The organism is Streptomyces sp. NPDC025618 (assembly GCF_055558795.1).
Window position 1 is genome coordinate 50,254 of the sequence record NZ_JBVHLW010000003.1, and the last position, 23,408, is coordinate 73,661.

General features: G+C 71.9%; 23 protein-coding genes. 10 read left to right on the forward strand and 13 right to left on the reverse strand.

Features of this window, described 5'->3' with window-relative positions:
* Positions 1-152 precede the first annotated feature (152 nt).
* Positions 153-1,910, reverse strand: coding sequence for a phosphomethylpyrimidine synthase ThiC (gene thiC, locus ACZ4A5_RS04175; protein ID WP_467578242.1), 1,758 nt, complete (start codon positions 1,908-1,910; stop codon positions 153-155).
* A 187-nt stretch (positions 1,911-2,097) separates the two neighbouring features.
* Between thiC and ACZ4A5_RS04180 the strand changes: the two genes are divergently transcribed.
* The 3 genes from ACZ4A5_RS04180 (at position 2,098) to ACZ4A5_RS04190 (ending at position 5,420) form a co-directional block, all read left to right on the forward strand.
* Positions 2,098-3,453, forward strand: a complete 1,356-nt coding sequence (locus ACZ4A5_RS04180; RefSeq protein ID WP_467578684.1) for a YibE/F family protein — start codon at positions 2,098-2,100, stop codon at positions 3,451-3,453.
* A gap of 21 nt (positions 3,454-3,474) precedes the next feature.
* Positions 3,475-3,675 (forward strand): hypothetical protein, encoded by a 201-nt coding sequence (locus ACZ4A5_RS04185; protein WP_467578244.1) that lies wholly within the window; start codon positions 3,475-3,477, stop codon positions 3,673-3,675.
* A gap of 146 nt (positions 3,676-3,821) precedes the next feature.
* Positions 3,822-5,420 carry an SPFH domain-containing protein gene (locus ACZ4A5_RS04190; RefSeq protein ID WP_467578246.1) on the forward strand — a complete coding sequence of 533 codons (1,599 nt, stop codon included), beginning with the start codon at positions 3,822-3,824 and terminating at the stop codon, positions 5,418-5,420.
* On the opposite strand, the gene ACZ4A5_RS04195 is transcribed toward ACZ4A5_RS04190, so the two are convergent.
* From ACZ4A5_RS04195 to ACZ4A5_RS04205, 3 genes are all read right to left on the reverse strand, one after another.
* On the reverse strand, positions 5,417-5,863 hold the full coding sequence (locus ACZ4A5_RS04195; protein WP_361519345.1) for an SsgA family sporulation/cell division regulator: 447 nt from the start codon (positions 5,861-5,863) through the stop codon (positions 5,417-5,419). The genes ACZ4A5_RS04190 and ACZ4A5_RS04195 overlap by 4 nt on opposite strands.
* A gap of 307 nt (positions 5,864-6,170) precedes the next feature.
* Positions 6,171-6,389, reverse strand: coding sequence for a DUF5326 family protein (locus ACZ4A5_RS04200; protein WP_467578248.1), 219 nt, complete (start codon positions 6,387-6,389; stop codon positions 6,171-6,173).
* A 161-nt stretch (positions 6,390-6,550) separates the two neighbouring features.
* Positions 6,551-6,868 (reverse strand): cupin domain-containing protein, encoded by a 318-nt coding sequence (locus ACZ4A5_RS04205; protein WP_361519351.1) that lies wholly within the window; start codon positions 6,866-6,868, stop codon positions 6,551-6,553.
* Positions 6,869-6,963: 95 nt separating this feature from the next.
* On the opposite strand from ACZ4A5_RS04205, the gene ACZ4A5_RS04210 reads away from it, so the two are divergent.
* The 4 genes from ACZ4A5_RS04210 (at position 6,964) to ACZ4A5_RS04225 (ending at position 10,241) form a co-directional block, all read left to right on the forward strand.
* Positions 6,964-7,344 (forward strand): phage holin family protein, encoded by a 381-nt coding sequence (locus ACZ4A5_RS04210; protein ID WP_398871071.1) that lies wholly within the window; start codon positions 6,964-6,966, stop codon positions 7,342-7,344.
* Positions 7,345-7,410: 66 nt separating this feature from the next.
* Positions 7,411-8,571: a cystathionine gamma-lyase gene (locus ACZ4A5_RS04215; protein WP_467578251.1), complete on the forward strand. Its 1,161-nt coding sequence runs from the start codon at positions 7,411-7,413 to the stop codon at positions 8,569-8,571.
* Between the two features lie 218 nt (positions 8,572-8,789).
* Entirely contained in the window at positions 8,790-9,689 is a 900-nt protein-coding gene (locus ACZ4A5_RS04220; RefSeq protein WP_467578253.1) for a LysR family transcriptional regulator, read from the forward strand.
* 54 nt (positions 9,690-9,743) lie between these two features.
* Positions 9,744-10,241, forward strand: coding sequence for an NUDIX hydrolase (locus ACZ4A5_RS04225; protein WP_467578255.1), 498 nt, complete (start codon positions 9,744-9,746; stop codon positions 10,239-10,241).
* A 4-nt stretch (positions 10,242-10,245) separates the two neighbouring features.
* Here the strand turns inward: ACZ4A5_RS04225 and ACZ4A5_RS04230 are convergent, their stop codons facing one another.
* From ACZ4A5_RS04230 to ACZ4A5_RS04250, 5 genes are all read right to left on the reverse strand, one after another.
* Positions 10,246-11,913 carry a globin domain-containing protein gene (locus ACZ4A5_RS04230; protein ID WP_467578257.1) on the reverse strand — a complete coding sequence of 556 codons (1,668 nt, stop codon included), beginning with the start codon at positions 11,911-11,913 and terminating at the stop codon, positions 10,246-10,248.
* Between the two features lie 207 nt (positions 11,914-12,120).
* Positions 12,121-12,744, reverse strand: a complete 624-nt coding sequence (locus tag ACZ4A5_RS04235) for an HAD family hydrolase (RefSeq protein WP_467578259.1) — start codon at positions 12,742-12,744, stop codon at positions 12,121-12,123.
* A 32-nt stretch (positions 12,745-12,776) separates the two neighbouring features.
* Positions 12,777-14,171: an FtsW/RodA/SpoVE family cell cycle protein gene (locus tag ACZ4A5_RS04240; protein WP_467578261.1), complete on the reverse strand. Its 1,395-nt coding sequence runs from the start codon at positions 14,169-14,171 to the stop codon at positions 12,777-12,779.
* A 236-nt stretch (positions 14,172-14,407) separates the two neighbouring features.
* A complete protein-coding gene (locus ACZ4A5_RS04245; protein ID WP_467578263.1) occupies positions 14,408-14,851 on the reverse strand; it encodes a GlcG/HbpS family heme-binding protein in 444 nt (147 codons plus the stop codon).
* A gap of 12 nt (positions 14,852-14,863) precedes the next feature.
* Entirely contained in the window at positions 14,864-16,105 is a 1,242-nt protein-coding gene (locus ACZ4A5_RS04250) for an MFS transporter (RefSeq protein WP_467578266.1), read from the reverse strand.
* A gap of 307 nt (positions 16,106-16,412) precedes the next feature.
* On the opposite strand from ACZ4A5_RS04250, the gene ACZ4A5_RS04255 reads away from it, so the two are divergent.
* Positions 16,413-16,865, forward strand: a complete 453-nt coding sequence (locus ACZ4A5_RS04255; protein WP_467578268.1) for a MarR family winged helix-turn-helix transcriptional regulator — start codon at positions 16,413-16,415, stop codon at positions 16,863-16,865.
* A 154-nt stretch (positions 16,866-17,019) separates the two neighbouring features.
* On the opposite strand, the gene ACZ4A5_RS04260 is transcribed toward ACZ4A5_RS04255, so the two are convergent.
* The 3 genes from ACZ4A5_RS04260 to ACZ4A5_RS04270 all read right to left on the reverse strand — a co-directional run bounded on the left by ACZ4A5_RS04260 (position 17,020) and on the right by ACZ4A5_RS04270 (position 20,644).
* Positions 17,020-17,766, reverse strand: a complete 747-nt coding sequence (locus ACZ4A5_RS04260) for a TetR/AcrR family transcriptional regulator (RefSeq protein WP_467578270.1) — start codon at positions 17,764-17,766, stop codon at positions 17,020-17,022.
* Between the two features lie 178 nt (positions 17,767-17,944).
* Positions 17,945-19,072, reverse strand: coding sequence for a pyridoxal-phosphate-dependent aminotransferase family protein (locus ACZ4A5_RS04265; protein WP_467578272.1), 1,128 nt, complete (start codon positions 19,070-19,072; stop codon positions 17,945-17,947).
* Between the two features lie 198 nt (positions 19,073-19,270).
* Positions 19,271-20,644 (reverse strand): serine hydrolase domain-containing protein, encoded by a 1,374-nt coding sequence (locus tag ACZ4A5_RS04270; protein ID WP_467578274.1) that lies wholly within the window; start codon positions 20,642-20,644, stop codon positions 19,271-19,273.
* 98 nt (positions 20,645-20,742) lie between these two features.
* Here ACZ4A5_RS04270 and ACZ4A5_RS04275 point away from each other — a divergent pair, with 98 nt between their 5' ends.
* Together ACZ4A5_RS04275 and trxA are read left to right on the forward strand one after the other, a co-directional pair.
* Positions 20,743-21,192 (forward strand): MerR family transcriptional regulator, encoded by a 450-nt coding sequence (locus tag ACZ4A5_RS04275; RefSeq protein ID WP_467578276.1) that lies wholly within the window; start codon positions 20,743-20,745, stop codon positions 21,190-21,192.
* The gene (gene trxA / locus ACZ4A5_RS04280) at positions 21,189-21,557 is read left to right on the forward strand and encodes a thioredoxin (protein ID WP_467578278.1); all 369 of its coding nucleotides are present in this window, start codon (positions 21,189-21,191) and stop codon (positions 21,555-21,557) included. The genes ACZ4A5_RS04275 and trxA overlap by 4 nt, the downstream gene beginning before the upstream one ends.
* Before the next feature lie 103 nt (positions 21,558-21,660).
* Here trxA and dnaB read toward each other — a convergent pair whose 3' ends face one another.
* Positions 21,661-23,157, reverse strand: a complete 1,497-nt coding sequence (dnaB, locus tag ACZ4A5_RS04285) for a replicative DNA helicase (protein ID WP_467578280.1) — start codon at positions 23,155-23,157, stop codon at positions 21,661-21,663.
* Between the last annotated feature and the right edge of the window lie 251 nt (positions 23,158-23,408).

Sequence of the window (23,408 nt, forward strand, 5' to 3'; positions counted from 1 at the left end):
GAGGCCCCGACACCGGCCGGGGCCTCTCGGACCGTGCGGCTGCACGCCCCTGCGCTCCGCGGTCGGCGCGGTCCGGTCACCGCGGGACAGCGGGCGCGGTTCCCCGCGCCCCTCACGGGGCGCGGTGCGGCACCGGGCTCCGGCGAGAACGCCTAGTCGGCGATCGGCAGATAGACGCGGTTGCCCGCCGCCGCGAACTCCTTGGACTTCTCCGCCATGCCCGCCTCGGGGTCGACGGCGAGCTCCCCGCCGTGCTCACGGCGGATGTCCTGCGAGATCTTCATCGAGCAGAACTTGGGCCCGCACATCGAGCAGAAGTGCGCCGTCTTCGCGGGCTCCGCCGGCAGCGTCTCGTCGTGGAAGGCCCGTGCTGTGTCCGGGTCGAGCGCCAGGTTGAACTGGTCCTCCCAGCGGAACTCGAAGCGGGCGTCGGACAGCGCGTCGTCCCACTCCTGCGCGCCCGGGTGGCCCTTGGCGAGGTCCGCCGCGTGGGCCGCGATCTTGTATGTGATCACACCGGTCTTGACGTCGTCGCGGTCCGGCAGGCCCAGGTGCTCCTTGGGCGTGACGTAGCAGAGCATCGCCGTGCCCCACCAGGCGATCATCGCCGCGCCGATGCCCGAGGTGATGTGGTCGTACGCGGGCGCGACATCGGTCGTCAGCGGGCCGAGCGTGTAGAACGGCGCCTCCTCGCAGATCTCCTGCTGGAGGTCGATGTTCTCCTTGATCTTGTGCATCGGGACATGGCCCGGGCCCTCGATCATCGTCTGCACGTTGTGCCGCTTGGCGATCGTGTTGAGCTCGCCCAGCGTCCGCAGCTCGGCGAACTGCGCCTCGTCGTTGGCGTCCGCGATGGAGCCGGGGCGCAGGCCGTCGCCGAGGGAGTACGTCACATCGTACGAGGCGAGGATCTCGCAGAGCTCCTCGAAGTTCTCGTAGAGGAACGACTCCTTGTGGTGCGCCAGGCACCAGGCGGCCATGATCGAGCCGCCGCGCGAGACGATGCCGGTCTTGCGGCGCGCCGTCAGCGGGACGTAGCGCAGCAGCACGCCCGCGTGGACGGTCATGTAGTCCACGCCCTGCTCGGCCTGCTCGATGACCGTGTCCTTGTAGATCTCCCAGGTGAGTTCCTCGGCCTTGCCGTCGACCTTCTCCAGGGCCTGGTAGAGCGGCACGGTGCCGATCGGCACGGGGGAGTTGCGCAGCACCCACTCGCGGGTGGTGTGGATGTTGCGGCCGGTCGAGAGGTCCATGACCGTGTCGGCGCCCCAGCGGGTCGCCCAGGTCATCTTCTCGACCTCCTCCTCGATCGAGGAGGTGACGGCGGAATTGCCGATGTTGGCGTTCACCTTGACCAGGAACTTCTTGCCGATGATCATCGGCTCGATCTCCGGGTGGTTCACATTGGCGGGGAGCACGGCCCGGCCGGCCGCGATCTCCTCGCGGACGGTCTCCGGGGAGACGTTCTCCCGGAGGGCGACGTACTCCATCTCCTCGGTGATCTCACCGCGCCGGGCGTAAGCGAGCTGGGTCACCGCGGCGCCGGACCGGCCCCGGCGGGGCTGGCGCGGGCGGCCGGGGAAGACCGCGTCGAGGTTCTTCAGACCCCCGCGCGGAGAGGTGTGCTTGAGGCCGTCGTCCTCGGGGCGCATCGGTCGCCCCGCGTACTCCTCGGTGTCACCGCGGCCGATGATCCAGCTCTCCCGCAGCGGCCGGAGGCCACGGCGGACGTCCGTCTCGACGGCCGGGTCGGTGTACGGGCCGGAGGTGTCGTACAGCCGTACGTCCTGCCCGTTGGTGAGATGCACCCGCCGCACCGGAACCCTGAGGTCCGGCCGCGAGCCGGTCACGTAGTCCTTGTGCCAGCCGATGGAACCGGTTTCGGACGTGCGCGCATCCTGCGAGGTCATGAGACCAGAACTCCCTACGCCGGCATTACCCGGTAACAGGTTCGGCGGTCGACGCAGCGATTCCCGTACGTGCCAGCCGTACGGAGGTTCAGCGCCCTCTCAGCCCGGTGCTCCGAGCTCCCGCGATTGCAAAGGTGCCACCACGCTAGCGCTTCCCCCGTACGGAGGACCAGAGGGGGTTGCGATGATGCGGGGCGTGACCCCCACGGAACCGCAGACCCCGACCGACCTCCCCCGGCCCAGATCCCATGGGCACTCCCACGGCCACTCGCACAGCCACGGCCCGCCCACGCCCGTCTCCGCGCACCTGCGCAAGGTGATCGCGGCCGTGCTCATCCCCTTCGCCGTCGCGGTGCTCGCGGGGCTGGTCGTGATGTGGCCGGGCGGAGCGCCTCCGCACAAGCACTCCGGGCTCGGCCTCGACCAGCAGACGCGGTCGGGGCGGGTGGTGAAGATCGAGGAGATCGACTGCGCGAAGGCGGGTGCCACGCCGCAGCAGCAGTCCCCGCAGCCGGGCGGCGGCCCGCCCGCGGCACAGGGGCCGTGCGAGAAGTCGGAGATCGAGGTGACCTCGGGCCCGGACAAGGGCCGCACCTTCACCGAACTGGTGCAGCCGAGCGCCTCACGGCACTACACGGTGGGCCAGGAGGTCGTCCTGGCGTACGCGCCGAAGGCACCCAAGAACCTCCAGTACGCGGTCACCGACGTGGACCGGACGCTGCCCATGGCGCTGCTCGCCGGGCTGTTCGCGCTGGCCGTCGTGGTGGTCGGCCGGCTGCGCGGGGTCTTCGCGCTGGTCGCCCTGGTGGTCAGCTTCGGGGTGCTGACGCTGTTCATCCTCCCGGCGATCCTGCACGGTTCAAACCCGCTGCTGGTGGCCGTGGTCGGCGGCAGCGCGATCATGCTGATCGCGCTCTATATGTGTCATGGCCTCAACGCGCGGACGTCCGTGGCGGTCGTCGGCACGCTCACGTCGCTGATGCTCATCGGGCTGCTCGGCGCGCTGTTCACGCAGTGGGCGCACCTGACGGGCGACACCGACGACCAGACCGGCCTGGTGCACGGCCTCTATCCGGAGATCGAGATCCGCGGCCTGCTGCTCGCCGGGATCATCATCGGCTCCCTGGGCGTGCTCGACGACGTCACGGTGACGCAGACGTCGGCGGTGTGGGAGCTGAAGGAGGCGGATCCGACCGCGAGTTGGCGCAAGCTCTACGGCTCGGGGATGCGCATCGGGCGGGACCACATCGCGTCGGTGGTCAATACGCTGGTGATGGCGTACGCGGGCGCGTCGCTGCCGCTGATGCTGCTGTTCTCGATCGCGGACAGCGGGATCGGGCGGGTCGCGACGAGCGAGATCGTCGCGGAGGAGATCGTGCGCACGCTGGTCGGCAGCATCGGGTTGGTGGCCTCGGTGCCGGTGACGACCGCGCTGGCGGCGCTCGTTGTCAGTGCCGACCGGCACAATACGAAGACGAGGGCGAAGAGCGGTCCGAGGGCGCGGGGGGCGTCCCGGGGCGGGAGGCGCCGTCGGGCGAAGTGATCGCGGGAGGGGGAGCTGCCGGTGGTCGGGGAGCAGGGCAGGGTGACGGGGACGGTCGGCCCGGGGCTGGTCGGCGAGGTGATCGTGCGGGTCAGGGGCGGGGCCGAGGCGTTCCTGGCGTATGCGATGGAGGAGGGCGAGCGCCTGGAGCGGGGCACGGTGGTGGTGATCATGGAGTATCAGCCGCCGCGCACGGTCTATGTGGCGGCCGCCTACGGCTGATTCACCTGGGGTGAGCGGAGGTTCGCGGGGCGCCGGGCGTCAAGAAAGCGCCAAGACGCCCGGTCCTCTTCACCCCCGGCCTGCGCGGGAGCACACTTTCGATCACAAGGCTCCGCACCCAGGAGCCGTCAAAGGGGGGATGAGCGATGCTCATCGGCATCGTGGCGGGGGTCGTCGTCGTAGGCGTCGCCGTCGTGATCGGGCTGTTCAAGCTGATGTGGCGGGTGGCGGAGCCCAATGAGGCGCTGGTCATCTCCGGCTCCAAGCACCGCACCGAGGGCCTCGAGGAAGGCATGGGCTTCCGGATCGTCACCGGGCGCGGCACGCTCGTGCTGCCCGGGGTGCAGGTGGTGCGGAAGCTGTCGCTGGATCTCAACGAGGCCGAGCTGAACGTCGATTGCGTCACCCAGCAGGGCATCCCGCTCAAGGTGCACGGCGTGGTGATATTCAAGGTGGGCGACGACTTCGTGTCGATCGCGAACGCGGCCCGCCGCTTCCTGGACCAGCAGAAGCACATGGGCGACCGGGTGCACAACGTCTTCGCGGGTCACCTGCGCTCCATCGTCGGCGGGTTGACCGTCGAGGACATGATCCGCGACCGCGAGCGGCTGACCGGCGAGACCCGGGCCGCCTCGGGCTCCGAGATGGAGAAGCTGGGTCTGATCATCGACTCCCTGCAGATCCACGAGATCCAGGACCCCACGGGCTACATCAAGAACCTCTCCGCGCCGCACGCGGCGGCGGTCCACCGCGACGCCCGGATCGCCCAGGCCGAGGCGGACCGGCTGGCCACGGAGGCGGAGCAGCAGGCCGCGGCCCGGATGTCGGAGGCGACGCGCGACAGCGAGATCCTCCGGGCCGGCTATCAGGCCGAGCGGGACAGCGCGGCGGCCAAGGCCCGGCAGGCGGGCCCGCTGGCGGAGGCCGCGGCGCAGCAGGAGGTCGTGGTCCAGGAGACGCGGGTCGCCGAGCTCGCGGCGCAGCGCAAGGAGCAGCAGCTCCAGGCGGACGTCCGCAAGCCCGCGGACGCGGCGGCGTACGAGAAGCGGACGCTGGCCGAGGCGGAGCGTGACGCCCGGATCTCCGCGGCGCAGGCGAAGGCCCGGGAGACGGAGCTGGCGGCGGCCGCCGAGGCGACGCGGGTGAAGACGGCGGCGGGCGCGGAGGCGGAGGCCACCAAGGCGCGCGGCACCGCGGCCGCCGCGGCGACCCGGGCGACCGGTGAGGCCGAGGCCGCGGCCGCGCAGGCCAAGGGTCTGGCGGCGGCCGAGGCGGCGAGGGCGCAGGGGCTGGCCGAGGCGGAGGCGATCAAGGCCAGGGCGGCTGCCCTGGCGGAGAACCAGGAAGCGGTGGTCGCCCAGCAACTGGCCGAGAACTGGCCGGAGATCGTGCGGGCAGGGGCGGCGGCCTTCGGAAACGTCGATCATATGGTGCTGTTGAACGGGGCGGACGGCATGTCCGACCTCTTCGCGAAGGCCCTGACGATGGGTGGCACGGGCCTGGGCCTGGCACGGCAGCTGCTCGCGAGCATGGGCACGACGGAGGGCCCGGGGCCGAACGGCCTCGGCGGCCCGGCGGCGAGCGGCGCCGAAGGCGACGGCGCTACGGCCCGGGGTGACAGCGCCCGGGGTGACAGCGGCAAAAGCCCGGCGGGCCGGGGTCCCGCGGCCGCGCCGCAGGGCGCGGCGCCCCGCCCGGAGCGGGTGCCGGTCGAGAAGGACGAGGGAGCCGTACCGGGCCGCTAACCAGCGTTCTGCCCCTCGGGGTTGCCGGCGAGGATGTTGTCGAGGGCGGCCGCGAGGTCGTACTCGAAGTCCGCGACCGAGCGCTCCTCGCCGAGGGGCGCGATGCGGTCGGTCCGGTCGAGGAAGGCCACGAGAGGCGCGGCCCCGGCCCGGAACAGGGCCCCTTCGCAGCCCACTTGCAGTCTGATGAAGACGTCCGAGAGGTGCTCGGTGGAGGCGGGGGCGATGTGCACATCGCCCTCGCCGGACGGCTGGCTGAGTCCGTCGAGCAGCAGCTCCCTGGCGAACGCCCAGGTCACCGGGGCGTCCCCGGGCAGGTGAAAGGTGAATTTCACCGCATAAGGGTCACTGCTGTCGTAGACCAGCCCGACCGGAATCCGGAAGGACAGCTCCTCGGAGACGAGGAAGGTCATGATTACTTCTGCCTGAACCGTTTCACGCATCGCCCAATGCCCCGATTCGTCGTTTTGGCCGGGATTGGCTCCTTATGGCCATAGGCTCCGTCATTCGACGGCATCCATGGATCACAGGGAGTGATATTTCAGATACCGATAGAGATCGAGAGTGAGCTTACGAGCTCTATGACTCTGGAGCGTAGCGACTCGACTACGGGGCGGAGTCGTTCCGGGCGTTTCACGGCGGAGAAATCGCCTCAATCGTCAACACCGACCGTGGGCGACAGTCGGAAGGCGTTGCCGAGGGGCGGTGCGGGTGACGTACTCCTGTCTCCCGCACACCGATGGGACGCGTTTACCAGTCGCCCCTGGACGACGAGGACGACGTGAACTTCCTGACGACGAAGATCAGGCCACCGACGAGCGCCACCAGCAGCAGCGCCTTGAAGAGCAGCGCGATGACGAAACCGAGCGCGGTCATGATCAGGCCGCCGAACACCATCAGGACGAGGACCGGCACGGCGATCCACTTCACCCACCACGGGAGTCCTGCGAAAATCCCCTTCTCACCCATGTCGTCGTCCCTGCTTTCCGCTTCGTGGAGCTCTTCGGTGGAGCCGGAGCGGAACTGCCCCGGCCTCGCTCTCGATGCTAGGACGGCCCGGTGGGGCCGCGGGGGCCCCGCGGCCCCCGTCCGTCCCTGAGCGGCCCCCTACGGGATCCCGGGGTGCCCCCTCAGCTCTCAGGCGGAGAGAAGACCACCAGAACCCTCAGGTCCTCGCTGATGTGGTGGAACCGGTGCGGCACGCCGGCGGGCACATAGACCACGCTCCCCCGCGCCACATCGGTCGTCTCGTTCCCCACCGTGATCGCCCCACGCCCGCTCATGACCATGTAGACCTCGTCCTGCGCGTGCGGGGTCTGCGGGTCGGTGTCCCCCGCGTCCAGCGCGTAGAGACCGACGGACATGTTCCGCTCGCGCAGGAACTGCAGATAGGCCCCCTCGTTGGCGGCCCGCTCCGCCTCGAGCTCGTCCAGCCGGAACGCCTTCATCTCTCGACCACCTCGTTGCCCGTCTCTTGCTGTCGCTTCGCTGTGCGTCGCAGCACGGGACCTCGGCAGCCGATCCCGTCTGCAACGATCTCACCATGAAGAATTTCGTAGTCAAGACGATCGCCAACGCGGCGGCCCTGGCGGTCGCCATCTGGCTGCTCAAGGGCATCACGCTGTCCGGTGAGAACACCGTGCGCAAGGTGCTCACGCTCATTCTCGTCGCGCTCGTCTTCGGCGTGGTCAACTTCATCGTCAAGCCGGTCGTGAAGCTGCTGTCCTTCCCGCTCTTCATCCTGACCCTCGGGCTCATCACGCTGGTGATCAACGCGTTGATGCTGCTGCTGACGTCCTGGCTCGCGGGCAAGCTCGGGCTGGCCTTCCATGTGGCGGGCTTCTGGAGTGCCCTGGTCGGCGGCGTGATCATCTCGGTCGTGGCATGGGCGATGCACATGATCCTGCCGGACGAGCAGGACTGAGGGCCGGGGCGCCGCGGGCGCCCGGCCTCCGACGGAACGAGCGAGGCACCACCCGAGGGAGCACACATGACAGGCGACGGCACCCGCGTCGTACGGGCAGGTCTCCCGGAGCCGCGGCCGAACGAACCGGCCCTCCCCGGGCCCGCCTTCGCCGCCCACTTCCACCTGCCGGGCGAGGTCGGCGGCCCATACACCTACGGCCGCGAGGCCAACCCCACCTGGACCGCGCTGGAGGACGCCATCGGCCTGCTGGAGGCCCCCGGCGGCGGGGCCGAGGCCGTGGTCTTCCCCTCCGGCATGGCCGCGATCTCGGCCGTACTCCTGTCCCTGCTGCGCCCCGGCGACACCGCCGTGCTCCCGGGCGACGGCTATCAGCTGCTGCCCGCGCTGCGGGAGCGGCTGGAGGGCTTCGGCGTCACCGTACGGACCGCGCCGACCGGCGGCGACGCCCAACTGGCAGCGCTGGAGGGAGCGCGGCTGCTGTGGATCGAGACGCCGTCCAACCCGGGACTCGACGTGTGCGACATCCGCCGCCTCGCCGAGGCCGCGCACCGCGAGGGCGCGCTCGTCGCCGTCGACAACACCCTCGCCACCCCGCTCGCCCAGCGCCCGCTGGAACTGGGCGCCGACTTCTCCGTCGCCAGCGGCACCAAGGCGCTCACCGGACACGGCGACATCCTGCTGGGCTACGTCGCCACGCCCGACCCCGCGCTCGCGGCGGGCGTACGGGCGTGGCGCAAGGTCACCGGGGCGATCCCCGGGCCCATGGAGGCTTGGCTGGCGCACCGTTCGCTGGCCACCCTCCAGTTGCGGGTCGACCGGCAGGCCGCGAGCGCGCTCGCCCTGGCCGAGGCCCTGCGCGAGCGCCCCGAGGTGACCGGCCTCCGCCACCCCGGCCTGCCGACGGACCCCGCGCACGAGCTCGCCGCGCGCCAGATGCACGGCGGACGCTACGGCTGCGTCGTCTCCTTCGCCCTCCCGGACCGCCCACACGCGGAACGTTTCCTCGCCGCCTTGCGACTTGTCGACGAAGCCACGAGCTTCGGCGGCGTCCGCTCCACGGCCGAGCGCCGCGGCCGCTGGGGCGGTGACGCGGTACCGGAGGGCTTCATCCGCTTCTCCGCAGGGGTGGAGGACACCGAGGACCTCGTCGACGACGTGCTGACCGCACTGGACCGGGCCGCCGCGAGCGGATCCCCTGCGGAGAAGGCGTCTCCGGGCTCCTGAACCGGGCCGGGAGGAAGGCGCGTTGACCCCGCGCAGAAAGACGGCTCAAGCCTCCCCCCTCTTGGCTTGAGCCGTCACGGCCGGCCGGAGAAGACACGGCGGGCCGCCCGACCAAGGCTAGTTGACTCTGCGTCAGTGTCCAATCACGCGGGAGACACAGCCCTATCGACTTATTTATAGTTCCCGTACCGAGGGGTGTCCGGCCCAGGGGAGACAGCATGGATCTGACCCTGTTACGCACTTTCGTCACCGTGCACCGGGCCGGGTCCTTCACACGGGCCGCCGCGCTCCTCGGGCTCTCCCAGCCGGCCGTCACCAGCCAGATACGCGCGCTGGAGAAGCAGCTGGGGCGCCCCCTCTTCCTCCGGCAGGCGCGCGGCGTCACCCCCACCGGCATCGGTGACGAGCTCGCGCACAAGGTCGCGCCGCACGTCGACGCGCTCCTGGAGATCGCCGAGGCGGGCGGGCTGGACGATCCGTCCGCCTCCACCACGCTGCACCTCGCCGGCCCGCCCGAATTCCTCGCCCTGCGCGCCCTGCCCGCGCTCACCCCGCTCATCACCGAGGGCCTGGCGGTCCGCGCCGCGCACGGGACCGCCGAGGAGCTCTTCGAGGGGCTCGCGGCGGGCCACCACGAGCTCGCGATCACCACTTCGCGCCCCCGTGGGCGCCTGCTCACCGCCACCCCGCTCTGCGACGAGGAACACGTGCTGGTCGCCGCCCCGCGCTGGGCGGCCCGCCTCGGCGGCGCGGCCGTCCTCCGCGACAAGGGCGCCCCGGCACTGGAACACCTGCCCGTCGTCGAGGTCCACGAGAGCCTGCCGCTCGTCACCCGCTACTGGACGGCCGTCTTCGACACCAAGCCCGTCACCGACGGCAGCGTCATCGCCCCCGACCTGCGCGCCGTCCTCACCTGCGTGGCCGCCGGAGCCGGGCTCGGCGTGCTGCCGCGCTATCTGTGCTCCGACGCGCTCGACACCGGGGAGATCGTGGCCCTGCTCGACCCGCCGGTCCCGCCGCTGCGCACCTATTTCCTGGTCGTCCGCACCGGCAGCCTGGCCCACCCGCACCTCGCCCGCGCACACGAGTGGCTGCTGCGCGCTGCGGTCTCCTGGTGAGAAAGCCCCGCACGGAAGGGTTTCACCAGGGCGGTCACGCGGCAGATGTCCCCTATGACCGAACGTCCCGTGGTCAAGCGCACCGCCCGTGCCATCCTGCTCGACAGCACCGCACCGGGGTCCACCGGCGACTCCGATCTCGAGATGATCCTCATCAAGCGGACCAAGCCCGGCGAGGCGCCGTACTGGATCACGCCCGGCGGCGGCATGGAGCCCGAGGACTCCAGCGTCGTGGCCGCCCTCCACCGCGAGGTCGACGAGGAACTCGGCGCCAAGGTCGTCGACATCGTCCCGGCCTTCGTCGACACCGTCGCGCACTCCGCCCACGGCGTCAAAGTGCAGCACTTCTTCGTCTGCCGCCTCGCCTCCATGGACTACTCGCTGCGCCACGGCCCCGAGGTGGACGAGCCCCGCGGGACGTACGAGGTGGTGCGCATCCCCTTCAGCCGCGCGGGGATCGCCTCCGTCGAGCTGGTGCCGCCGTCCTTGCGCGCCTACCTCGACGCGAACATCGAGGGAGTACGGGCGCTCCTGGCGGAAGACCTCGGCTGACGCCTCAGCCCGGCAGCATGCCCGGATCGTCGAGCGCGTCGTGTCTGATGCGGTCCGAGGGAACGCCGATGCGCCTGAGGGCGTCCACGCCGCTGCGGATCATCCCCGGAGGACCGGAGAGATACGCGTCGTAGGCGTTCCACGGGCCGTACTCCCGCACGATGTGCGGCAGTTGCCCGACCAGCCGGCGCGTGGGGCCCTCGGCGACGACCGGGCGGACCGACAGCCAGGGGTGCGAGCGCTGCAACCGCAGCATGGTCTCGATGTCGTAGAGGTCGTCGTCGTGGCGGGCGCCGTAGAAGACCTCGACGGGACGGCGCCTGCCGTGCTCGGCGACGTCCTCGACCAGCGCCTTGATGGGCGCGATGCCGGTGCCGCCGCCCAGGCACAACAGGCCGTTGTCAGTGGTGTGGTCCACAATCATGGAACCGGTGGGAGGACCGAGTCGCAGGACGTCGCCCGGGCGGGCGCGATGGACGAGCGCACCGGACACCCACCCGGCGGGAACGGCCTTGACGTGAAAGGAGAGCAGCCCGTCCTGGCGGGGCGCGGAGGAGAAGGAATAGTGCCGCCATACGCGCGGCCACCATGGGGTCTCCAGGCTGGTGTACTGCCCGGCGACGAAGGGATAGGGCTGATCGGGCCGTACGGTCACGACGGCGACGTCCGGCGTGCGCAGCTCATGGCCGATGATCTCGGCCTGCCACCAGGCGGGGGCGCGCGCCTCGTCCTCGGCGGCCGCGTCGATCATGATCTGTGAGACCGCGGTGTAGACCCGCACCCAGGCGGCCTCGGCCGTCTCGTCCCAGGAGTCCCCGGCGTAGCGGGCGAGCGCGGCGATCAGGCACTCGCCGACGGCGGGGTAATGCGTGGGCAGCGCCCCGTACTTGCGGTGGCCGCGCCCGAGTGCGGAGAGGTAGGAGGAGAGCGTGGGTCCGTCGTCGGCGTGGCGTGCGGCGGTCAGCAGCGCCTTGAACAGCCGGTCGCGCTGGAGGTCCATCGCGGCGGGGAAGAGGGCCCTCAGATCGGGGTGGCGCACGAACAGCAGCGCGTAGAAGTACGAGGTCGCCTTGTCGGCGACGGGCTCGATCCCGGCCAGCGTCCGTCGTATCGCCAGGGCGTCGGGAGAGGGCGGTCGTCCGGCCGCGGGCGGCGGCGCGGGGCGGGTGGGGCGGTCCGGCGGGCCGTCGGCCGGGCGCTGGTGCTCGGCCTGGGCTCCGGGCGCGAACCACGGTGGCCCGGGGATCAGTTGGTGCGGAAGCGGCTCGTCCGCTCGGTGCGGAAGGCCCGGTGGGTGTTCGGGCGGCGCGGCCGGGTGTTCCCGCTGCCGCGCCTCCGGCCGCTGCTCCGGCCGCTGCTCCGGCCGCTGCTCCGGCCGCACGGAGTGGCCGTCCGGTGGGTTCGCGTAGTGGCGGCGTACGGGGTCCGCCGGTGGGCGGTCCGCGGGGCGGTCGGGGACCACCGCCCGCACGGGCACCCACTTCGCGGCGCGCGCGGCGCGGGGCTCCGGCGTGCCGTCCGGCGGCTCGTCGGCCGGGCCTGCGGGCCGTTCGGCCGGAGGGCTGCCGCCCGCCCGCTGCCCCGGAGTGGCGGGGCGGGTGAACCAGCCCCGGTCACCCCGGCCGGCGTCGCTGCCGCCGTCACCCGTCCTGGTGGTCGCAGCGTCCCTCATCGTCTCGCCTCGAACATGTCTCGGTCGGTCCTCCCCCTTCCGGGCGGGCCGGAAGGTGCCGTCCGCGCAGCATGTCACTTTCCTGTGGGGCTCCGGGGAAATAGTGAGAACTCCGGGTAATCACATGGATGTTGAGGCTAGGCTGACCCGCTTCCGCACCAGGTCGGCCCCGTCCTGCCGACCGGCAGATGAGCACCGGCGGGCAGGTCAGCGCACCAGCTCGTAGGCCGCCCTGAGGTCCGTGCCCGCGTACGCGTGCGCCGCCACGTCCCGCACATGGTGATCGGCGTTGACCGCCACCGACACCCGTACGGCCGCGAAGAGTTCCGTGTCCGACATCGAGTCGCCGTACGCCACGCAGTCCGCCCGGCCCAGTCCGTACCGCGCGCAGAGTTCGTCCGTGATCCGCACCTTGGCGGCCGCGTCGAGGATCGCCGTCGGGTCGACGGGGTCGCGGAAGGGGACGGCCGGCCAGCCGGAGCCGTGGGCGGCGTCCGCGCCCCAGGTCAGCAGGCGCTCCACGAAGAAGTTCGGGGACAGCGAGATCACCGCGCAGCGCTCGCCGCGGGCGCGGATGTCCGCCCACACCTCCTGGATGCCCTCCATCCAGGGCGCGCCCTCGAAGGCGGCGGCGACGTGTTCCTCGGTGAGCCCGCTCCACAGCTCGCACGCCAGGGCGGCGAAGCGGTGCGAGGTCAGCTCCCGGGCGATGAACGCCCGCTCCAGCTCGGCGATCTCGCGGTCCAGGCCGAGTTGCCGGGATATCTCGACGGCCGCCGCGGACCCGCGTATCAGGGTCCCGTCCATATCGAAAACGTGCAGTCTGGTCACAGTCCCCGAGAGTAGGCGCACCGCCGCGGAACTCAGCGCCTGATCATCTGGGTCGCCTGCTCGTCGAGATCGCCGGCGGGCTCGGGCGGCGGCTTGCGCGCCGAGTCGCTGATCTTCAGGAGCACCGCGATCAGCACCCAGTTCGCCACCTGGGAGGAACCGCCCGCGGCGAGGAACGGCAGGGCCTTGCCGGTCAGCGGCAGCAGTCCGGTGACGCCTCCCGCGACCACGAAGACCTGGAGGGCCAGCGCGCCCGCGAGGCCGGTCGCCAGGAGCTTGCCGAAGGAGTCCCGGGCGTCCAGCGCCGTCCGCAGACCGCGCTCGATCAGCAGCGCGTACAGCAGGAACACGGCCATCATGCCCGCGAGCCCGAGCTCCTCGCCGACCGTGGTGAGGATGAAGTCGCTGCGCCCGGCGAAGCCGATGAGATCGGAATGGCCGCGTCCGAGACCGGTGCCGAGGACGCCGCCGCTGCCGAAGCTGAACAGCGCCTCCGCCGCCTGCGGGGAGGTCAGACCGGCCGGCGGGTGCGGAAGGTAGTAGTCCATGGGGTGCAGCCAGGCGACGATACGGCCGTGCACATGCGGCTCCATGGAACCCACGACGAACGCCCCGACGGCGAACATGCCCAGGCCGGACACCACCCAGCTCGGCCGCTCGGTCGCGGCGTAGAGCATGATGACGAACAGCCCGAAGAAGATCAGCGACGTGCCGAGGTCCCGCTCGAAGATCAGCACGAGCAGGCTCAGCACCCACACCGCGGCGATCGGCCCGAACTGCCGCCCGCGCGGCAGATAGAAGCCCAGCACCCGCCTGCTGGCCAGCGCCAGCGCGTCCTTGTGCATGGTCAGGTAGCCCGCGAAGAACACCGCGATGGCGATCCTGACGAACTCACCGGGCTGGAAGGACAGCGCCCCGAGCCGGATCCACCGCTTCGCGCCGTAGGAGTCGCCGGGGAAGAAGGCCGGTGCCATCAGCAGCACCAGGGCCGCGAAGACGGTGACGTACGCGTACCGCTGAAGGTGGCGGTGATCCTTCAGGAAGACCAGCACGGCCAGCAGGACGGCCAGCCCGATGGCGCTCCACATCACCTGGTTCGAGGCGGCCGGCGGGGAGTGGTAGCGAATGGCGTACGAGATGTCGAGCCGGTGGATCAGCACCAGGCCCAGGCCGCTCAGCGCGAAGGCGAGCGGCAGGATCAGCGGGTCGGCGTGCGGTGCGAAGCGCCGCACCGCGACATGCGCCAGCGCGGCGGCGGCCACCAGACCGAGGGCGTAGCCGAACAGCTCGCCCGGCAGCTCACCGGCCGTGGCCAGCCCCACCGAGGCATAGCCGAAAAGCGTCAGCAGCACCGCTCCGCCGAGCAGCAGCAACTCCGCGTTCCGGCTGCGCGCCGTGCGGGCCGTGGCCCTTCCACCAGCGCTCATCCTGTCTCCCTCGGCTCTGACGTCCCCGCCCGCGCGACGGGGAATGCGCACTTCTCCTTCACTCAAGGAGGGCCGCGACAAGGGAAAAGGTTGCGTGATCGCGCAACCTTTGTGGAGGGCCATCTCACGTGGGCGCGCGCGGTGGGCTCGGCCGACCGCGTCTTCGGCACGCTGCGCACCGCATCTCACGTGCGCGCGGAGGTGCCGGAGCCCCTGTGCGGGGCCCCGGCGGGCGGTCAGCCGCCCAGCACCGCCGCGACCGCGCCGGTCGCGATGCCGTGGTCCTGCTCCGGCGCGCCGCCGCCCACGCCGATCGCGCCGATCAGCCGGCCGTCGCGCCGCAGGGGAACCCCGCCCGCGATGAAGAGCAGCGGCCGGTCCAGAGCGGTCGGCAGCGTGTGGAAGAGGCCGCCCGGCTGCACCGCGTCGACCAGGTCGGCGGTGGGCGCGTCCAGCTGCGCCGCGGTGAACGCCTTGCGCGTGCTCGTCTCCCCCGCGATCAGCACGGCCCGGTCGTCACGGCGGAAGGCCAGCAAGTGGCCGCCCGCGTCGAGGACGGTCACGGCGATCCGTACGCCCTGCTCGTCGGCGGCCCGGCGGGCGGCGGTGACGAGGGCGTCCGCTTCGTCCGTGGTGAGCGGACGGACGGTGGCGGCAGTGGTGACAGTGGTGTCGGTCATGAGGTGATGCTCCTAGCGGGATGCGTACGGTGTCTCGGTGGCCCGAGGGGTCTGGGTGACGGCCGCGGCGGATCGTGCCGCGATCCGGCCGCCGCCCCCGCCCGCGCGCCGCTCCAGGGCGGCGGACAGCACGGCGAGGGCGAGCGCGGAGGCGGCCATCGCGGCGCCGACCCAGGTGGGGGCCGCGTACTCGAAGCCGGCCGCGATGACGAGCCCGCCGAGCCAGGCGGCGATGGCGTTGCCGAGGTTGAAGGCGCCGATGTTCACGGCGGAGGCCAGGGTCGGCGCGTCGGAGGTCTGGTCGAGGACGCGCTTCTGCAGCGGAGGTACGGACGCGAAGCCGAAGGCCCCGGTCAGGGGGACGGCGACGGCAGCCGCGATCTTGCTGTGGGCGGCGAACGGCATCAGCGCGAGGACGATCGCGAGCGCGCTCAGCGAGACGTACAGCAGGGGCATGAGCGCCCGGTCCGCGTACCGCCCGCCGACGAGGTTGCCGATGACCATGCCGACGCCGAAGAGCACGAGCAGCCAGGTCACGGAGGACGGCGCGAAGCCCGTGACGTCGGTCATCATCGGCGCGAGGTAGGTGTTCATCGTGAAGACGCCGCCGAAGCCGAGCACGGTCATCCCCATGGCGAGCAGGACCTGCGGGTTGCGGAAGGCGGCGAGTTCGCCGCTGACCGGCGCCCGTTCGGCACGCGGCTCCTCGGGGAGCCGGGGCACGAGCGCGGCGATGCCGAGGACCGCGAGCACGCCGAGCCCGGCGATGAGGAAGAAGGTGAGGCGCCAGCCCGCGTTCTGGCCGACCACGGTCCCCAGCGGCACACCGACCACATTGGCCACGGTCAGACCCGTGAACATCATCGCGATCGCGCCCGCCTTCTTCTGCGGGGCGACGAGCCCGGCGGCGACGATCGCGCCGATGCCGAAGAACGCGCCGTGCGCGAGCGAGGCGACGATCCGCCCGGCCAGCATCAGGGCGAAGACGGGGGAGACGGCGGAGAGCGCGTTGCCCGCGACGAACAGCCCCATCAGGGCCATCAGCATCCGCTTGCGGGGCACGCGGCTGCCGATGATCGCGAGGATCGGGGCGCCCACGACCACGCCGAGCGCGTAGCCGGTGGTCAGGTAACCGGCGGTGGGGATGGAGACGCCGAACTCCTCCGCGATCTCGGGGAGGAGCCCGGAGGTCACGAATTCGGTGGTGCCGATACCGAAGGCGCCGATGGCGAGCGCCAGCAGTGCAAGGGGCATGACAGGGGTCCTTCAGCAAGGGGATGGGGGGCGACCGCGTGATTGCAGGCGAGCCTTACGAGCGTCGACAATAATTGCAGACGCGGGTTAGTTGCAAGCGCGGGCTATTGCGGTGGAGGGCTATCCTGTCCGTACGGGCAGCGAACGGGCGGCTGCGGGCAGCTCCCGGGCAGCAGCAGGAGAAGCCCCACGGGCCGCGCGCCCCGCGCGTGGTCCCGGCCGCCCGGCGCGTACGCCTCGTACGCGCGCCTGCACGCCCGCCCGCTCGCCCGCCATGAAGACTCCGCACCCGAAGGAGGACCCGCCCATGTCCTGCCCCCCGGACCCCGCCCTGCTCGGACTGGCACAGGGCTGGTGTGCGCTCTCCGCGCTCCACGGCCGGATCGAGGCCCACATCGAGCGCGCCCTGCAGGCCGGACACGACCTGAGCGTGCGCGAGTTCAGCGTCCTCGACGTGCTCAGCCGCCAGCACAGCGGCGAGGGCGGCCACCTGCGCATGAACCAGGTCGCCGACTCCGTCGTCCTCAGCCAGAGCGCGACGACCCGCCTGGTCAACCGCCTGGAGGACCGCGGCCTGCTGACGCGCTACCTCTGCCTCACCGACCGCCGGGGCATCTACACGGACGTGACGGAGGCAGGGCTGGCACTCCTCGCCAAGGCCCGGCCCACGAACGACACGGCGCTGCGGGAGGCGCTGGACGAGGCAGCGAAGCGGCCGGAACTGGCGCCACTGGTGGCGGCGGTGGAGTCGCTGGCGTAGCCGGATCTTCATGAGGGCGGCCGGGGCGAGCACCGCTCCGGCCGCCCTCAGGCGTTTCGGGACGAGCATCGCCTCCGGCTTGCCCCAGGCGTTTCGGGGCGCCCTGGGCTGCCCCGGCGTTTTCGCGCCCGCCGCGTACGGCCCGGCGTCCGCCCTACCGCTGACGCGACCGGTGCGCCCGCTGCCGGCACGCCCCGCCGCAGTACCGCGCCCGCCGGCCCGTGCGCGCCATCGCCACCGGCCGCCCGCACTCCGCGCAGGCCGTTTCGTCACGCTCAACCGACACAGCGGGCAGTTTCGTCACATGACGACTCGGCCGGAGGCTGTCGCACATCAGCGCCGTCATCCGCCCGGACGCTCCCGTCGCGCCCCGCCGCCGTTCCATGGACAGGCAGCCGAAGAGCAGCGTGACGACGTCCTCGGTCTCGACGTCCTTCCGTACGGCGCCCGCCTTTTGAGCACGCGTCAGCAGCACCTCCAGGGCCTCCTGGAAGCCCTTCTCGACCCCCGGGGTCGGCTCGAAGAGACCCTCGGCGCTCGCGTCCAGCGCGTCCAGGAGCGCTCTGTTCCGCACCGAGAGCCGCACCACCGCCGCCAGGTAGCGGAAGAACACCGTCCCGGGCTCCGCCGCGTCCGCCAACTCCCGCGCGGTGTCCGTGAAAAGCCTTATCCGGTCCGCGACCGTGGCCCTGAACAGTGCTTCCTTGGAAGGGAAATGGCGGTGGACCGTGCCCGTGCCGACGCCCGCGCGGCGCGCGATCTCCCCCAGCGGCACCGCCAACCCCCGTTCCTCGAAGGCCGATCGGGCCGCGTCGAGGATGAGCGCCCTGTTGCGCCGGGCGTCCGCACGGAGGGCCGCAGAAGCTGCTGTCGACGCCGTCGCGTCACTGCGGCGCACCATGCGGGGAACCTCCGGAGGGCGATCGATCGAAACGGGCTGGGCGTTCCGATTCTATCCGGGCAGATGAACGAGGTACCGCAGGCGAACACAACAGGGCAAAAGACGCGAAAAAGCCGCTGTCGGCGCATAACGCACCGACAGCGGCTCACGCTGCCTTGAGAGGGAAGCTACGGGGGCGTCAGGCTCCGGTCACGGCGTCCCAGGCCACGGCCGCGGCATCCCGGGCCTCGTCCGTCCTGCCGGCCTCGACGCCCAGCGACTCCAGCGCGGCGCCGAGCGCCGAGAGGGAGTCCAGGACGACGGCGCGGTCCGCGGCGAGCCCGTAGTGATTCACGCGGATCATCTCCTTGGCCAGCGCCCCGCCGGCCGCCTGCACGGGCACGGTGCGGTCGGCGGCCAGGGCGGCCACGACGATCTCCCGGGCGTCGACGCCGTCGGGGGCGCGCAAGGTGGTCGCCGCGGGCGCGGCGTCCACGTCCCGCGTGACGTACGGGGAGAGGGCGCCCAGCACCCGCGCGCCCGCGCGGGTGGCCGCGGCGGCCGCCCGGTGACGGAGGATCACGGCGTCCAGACCGGCCGCGTCGATCCGGTCCACCGCCTGCTCGAGGGCGAGCATCTCCAGCTGGGCGGGGGCGTGCGGCAGCACCTTGCGCCCCCCGTCGATCCAGCGCTCCTTCCAGTCCAGGAGCGAGAGGTACGAGCCACGCGGGGCCTGCTCGTTGGCCGCGATCCGCTCCCACGCGCGGGCGCTCACCGACACGGCCGACACACCCGCCGGACCGGCCATCGCCTTCTGTCCGCCGATGACGCACAGGTCGACGCCCCACTCGTCCGTGAGGAGCGGCTCGGCGGCCACGGACGCCACCGCGTCCAGCATCAGCAGGGCGCCGTGCTCCCGCACGACGGCCCCGATCGCCGCGACCGGATTGGTGTTGCCGGTCGCCGCCTCGGCGTGCACCAGGCTCACGAAGTCGATCTCCGGGTGCGCGCGCAGGGCCTCGGCCACCTGCTCCGCGCCGGCCGCGCCGCTGAACGGCGCCGCCACCGTGACCACTTCGGCGCCGCAGGAGCGCAGCCAGCCGCCGAACGTCTCCCCGTACGGGCCCGTGATGATGTTCAGCGCGGTGCTGCCGGGGCGCACGGCGGAGCGGATGCACGCCTCCAGGGGCAGCAGGGCCTCGCCCTGCATCGCGACGACGCTCTCGCGCGTGCGCATCAGCGCGGCGACCTTGTCCTCGATGCGCGCGAAGTGCGCCGCGTCGAGCGGCGCGAGGTCGAGCAGGACCGGTGCGGTGTTCGCAGTCACGGTGGCCTTCCAGGGTGGTATCGCGCCGCGTACGGGCGCCCGCCAGTCTCTCCCCGACCCTACGTCCGCGCCGCCCCTGCCCGAACGCTCCGCCAAAAGTCCGGTACGCCCCTCCGCGAGGGTGCGTCGTGGCTGGTCACGCGGCTCCCCGCGCCCCTGTGACCGCTGCCGAACCGCACCGGACCCCGCCGGGCCCGTTCAGCGCCAGCCCGCCTTCTCGACCCCGCCGGGCACCGCGTCGCCCTGCTCGTACGGTTCGCGGGTGAGCACGAAGGTGCCCACGTCGAGATGGCTCACCGCGCCCTCCGCGGTCCGCACGACGGTGAGCGTCTCCCCCGCGTAGTACGCGTCGAGGCCGGTCCAGGTGCCGTCGCCCTCCGCGCGGAAGCGCGAGCCGCGGCCGGTGCCGGAGAGCGGGGTCAGCTCCAGGCCCCGTCCCGCGCACAGGCGCAGGGCGAACGGCGCGGCGCCCCAGTACCAGGGCCCGGTCAGCTCCAGCAGCTCGCTGTCCACCTCACCGAGCGGGCGCCAGGTCTCGGGGATCCGCGGCTCGTGGCGGGCGACCGTCTCCACCAGCTCCGCGGCCGCCACGTCCGCCCCCGGGCAGGAGGTCCGGTTCGTCAGGACGACCCCGGCCAGCGCCTCTTCCGGACTCGCCCACAGGATCGCCACGAAGCCCGGCATCGACCCTGTGTGGCCGATCAGCGTGCGGCCGTTCCGGCGGCTCAGCTGCAGGCCGAGGCCGTAACCGAGCTGCCAGCCCGGATCCTGCGGGCCCGACTCCGGCACCCGCATCCTCGCGACCGCCTCTCGGCCGAGCACGCGCTCGTCGCCGTCCAGCAGGAACGCGGCGAACCGGCACAGGTCCGCCGCCGTGGACCAGACCTGCCCGGCGGGCGCCATCCGCCCGGTGTCCACCGCCGGTTCCGGAAGAAGCGCGTCCGCCCACGGGTGCACGGCCCAGCCCTCCGCGTGCGGCGCCTCGGGCAGCAGCGTCGTACGGTCCATGCCGAGCGGCACCAGCACCTCCCGGCGCAGCACCTCTCCCCAGGGCTCTTCCCGCAGCTGCTCCACGAGGGCGCCGAGCAGCGCGTAACCGGGGTTGGAGTAGTGGTACGTCCGGCCGGCCGGGTGCCGCTGGGGGCGCTCGCCGAAGATGTCCGCGAGCTCGGGGCGCAGCGCGCCGTCCGTGCGCTCCCACCACGGGCCGCGCGCCTCGGAGGCCAGCCCGGAGGTATGGGCCAGCAGTTGGGCCACGGTGGCCTCACCGGCCTCCGGGGTGTCGAGATAGGTGGCGAGCGGGGCGTCCAGATCGACGCGCCCCTCCTCGTGGAGCCGCATGACCAGGACCGCGACCAGGCACTTGGTGATCGATCCGATGCGGTACTGCGTATCGGCCCCCGGCACCCGCCCGGCGACCTCTCCCCGGCCGGCTGACCACACCATCCGGCCCTCCCGCATCACCGCACCCACCAAGGAGGGCGTGCGGCCCTCGGACTGCGCGGTGGCGAGACGGTGCAGGAGAGCCCGCCGGGTACCAGGCAGCAACTCGGTGAACTGGGGACCATTCATGGATACTTCGTACGATGCGGTCATGTCCGCACCCTAGCCAACCGCGCCGCGCCCCGGCCCTGGCGTTGACGTCCACGTCAAGGTCTACGGTCGTGCTCATGCGCATCGGGGAACTGGCCCAGCAGGCGGGCACCACCACTCGCACCCTCCGGCACTACGAGTCGCTCGGCCTCCTGCCGGCCCGGCGCGCCGGCAACGGCTATCGCACGTACGACGAGGACGACCTGCGCCTCCTCCGGCAGATCCGCGTCCTCCAGGACTTCGGGTTCGGGCTGGAGGAGACCCGGCCGTTCGTGGACTGTCTGCGCGCGGGCCACCCGGCGGGCGACTCCTGCCCGGCCTCGCTGGAGGTCTACCGCCGCAAGCTGGCGGAGCTCGACGACTGCATCGGCCACCTCCGGCGGGTACGGGAGGAGGTCGGCGCCCAACTCGCCCGGGCCGAACGGGAGACCGCCGCGCTCAAGGCCGCCGCGGAGGTCCCCGGCGGGCCGCCCCCGCTCTGCGCCCTCAACCCGCCCGGTCCCGAAGAGGAGCTCAGCACGCCATGACGACCACCACGGGTCACGCCTCCACGACGGCGGTCCCCTCCGTCACCGACGACACTTTCGCCACCGAGGTCCTCGCCTCGGAGCTGCCCGTACTCGTCGACTTCACCGCGGCCTGGTGCGCGCCCTGCCGCATGATCGCGCCCGTACTGGCCGAGCTGGCCCGGCAGGAGGCGGGCCGCATCAAGGTCGTTCAGCTCGACGTGGACACCAACCCGCGGACACAGGCGGCGTACGGCGTCCTCTCCATGCCGACCCTCCTCCTCTTCCACGCCGGAACCCCCGCCCGCTCCCTGACCGGCGCCCGCCCCCTGCGCCGCCTCCGCCAGGACCTCGCCGCCGAACTCCCGTGGATCGCACCGGAGTGAGTCCGCCAGGGGTAACCCGCACCTGGATGTGCAGATCCGGGACGGCGAGGGCGGGTTCGGGGTTTCCCCACCCCGGCGAGCGGCAGGGGGCTTACTCCTGGTCCTACGTCTGGGCCATGTCGACAAAGCGCGAGTAGTGGCCCTGGAAGGCCACCGTGATCGTGGCCGTCGGGCCGTTTCGGTGCTTGCCGACGATGATGTCCGCCTCGCCCGCGCGGGGCGACTCCTTCTCGTAGGCGTCCTCACGGTGGAGCAGGATGACCATGTCGGCGTCCTGCTCGATGGAGCCGGACTCACGGAGGTCGGAGACCATCGGCTTCTTGTCCGTGCGCTGCTCGGGGCCACGGTTCAGCTGGGACAGCGCGATGACCGGCAGTTCGAGCTCCTTGGCCAGCAGCTTGAGGTTTCGGGACATGTCCGAGACCTCCTGCTGGCGGCTCTCGGCGCGCTTGGCGCCACCGGACTGCATCAGCTGGAGATAGTCGATGATCACGAGCTTGATGTCCGCGCGCTGCTTGAGGCGGCGGCACTTGGCGCGGATCTCCATCATCGACAGGTTCGGCGAGTCGTCGATGTAGAGCGGCGCGGCCGAGACGTCGGGCATCCGGCGGGCGAGGCGCGTCCAGTCCTCGTCGGTCATGGAACCGGAGCGCATGTGGTGCAGCGCCACCCGCGCCTCGGCGGACAGCAGGCGCATCGCGATCTCGTTGCGCCCCATTTCGAGCGAGAAGATCACGCTCGGCATGTTGTGCTTGATCGAGCAGGCGCGGGCGAAGTCCAGCGCGAGGGTCGACTTACCCATGGCGGGACGGGCGGCGATGACGATCATCTGGCCGGGGTGCAGGCCGTTGGTCAGCGCGTCGAGGTCGGTGAAGCCCGTGGGCACCCCGGACATCTGGCCGCTGCGCGAGCCGATGGCCTCGATCTCGTCGAGCGCGCCCTCCATGATGTCGCCGAGCGGGAGGTAGTCCTCGCTGGTGCGCTGCTCGGTGACGGCGTAGATCTCGGCCTGGGCGTTGTTGACGATGTCGTCGACGTCGCCGTCGGCCGCGTATCCCATCTGCGTGATGCGCGTGCCCGCCTCGACCAGCCGGCGCAGCACCGCGCGCTCGTGGACGATCTCCGCGTAGTACTCCGCGTTCGCCGCGGTGGGGACCGACTGCACCAGCGTGTGGAGATACGCGGCGCCGCCGACGCGGGTGATCTCGCCGCGCTTGGTGAGCTCCGCGGCCACGGTGATGGGGTCGGCCGGCTCGCCCTTGGCGTAGAGGTCGAGAACGGCCTGGAAGATCGTCTCGTGCGCCGGGCGGTAGAAGTCGATGCCCTTGAGCACCTCGACCACGTCGGCGATGGCGTCCTTGGAGAGCAGCATGCCGCCGAGGACGGACTGCTCCGCGTCGAGATCCTGCGGGGGGACGCGCTCGAAGCCCTGCGCCCCCGGGGAGGAAGAGCCGCGGTCCCAGGAGCCGCCGTCGTCGCCACCGCGGTCGTGCCGCTCGCCGCGGGTCTGGCCGTCGCCTCGGCGGGGGCGGGAGACGGGGAGCCGGTCGCCGGGGCCGGCGTCCGCCCAGGGGTCGTCCATGGGCTCGGGGATGCTCACCCCGCCACCTCCTCCCGTCCGCGGTGCGGACCTCGCCGTGCTGTTCTTTCTTACGGCACGGCTCTGACAAATAGCCCGCCCGACTCCGGTTGGCGTGCGTCGAGTTCGTGGCGATCTCGTAAGGTCTTCGAGGCCGGAACAGGCGGCGGGCGCCGGTCCACGGTAGGCCCGCGGGCACCGTCAGCCAATCTGGTTATCCACAGGGCATGTGGATGATGGGCCCCATCCTGTGGAGAACCCCGTGGATCCTG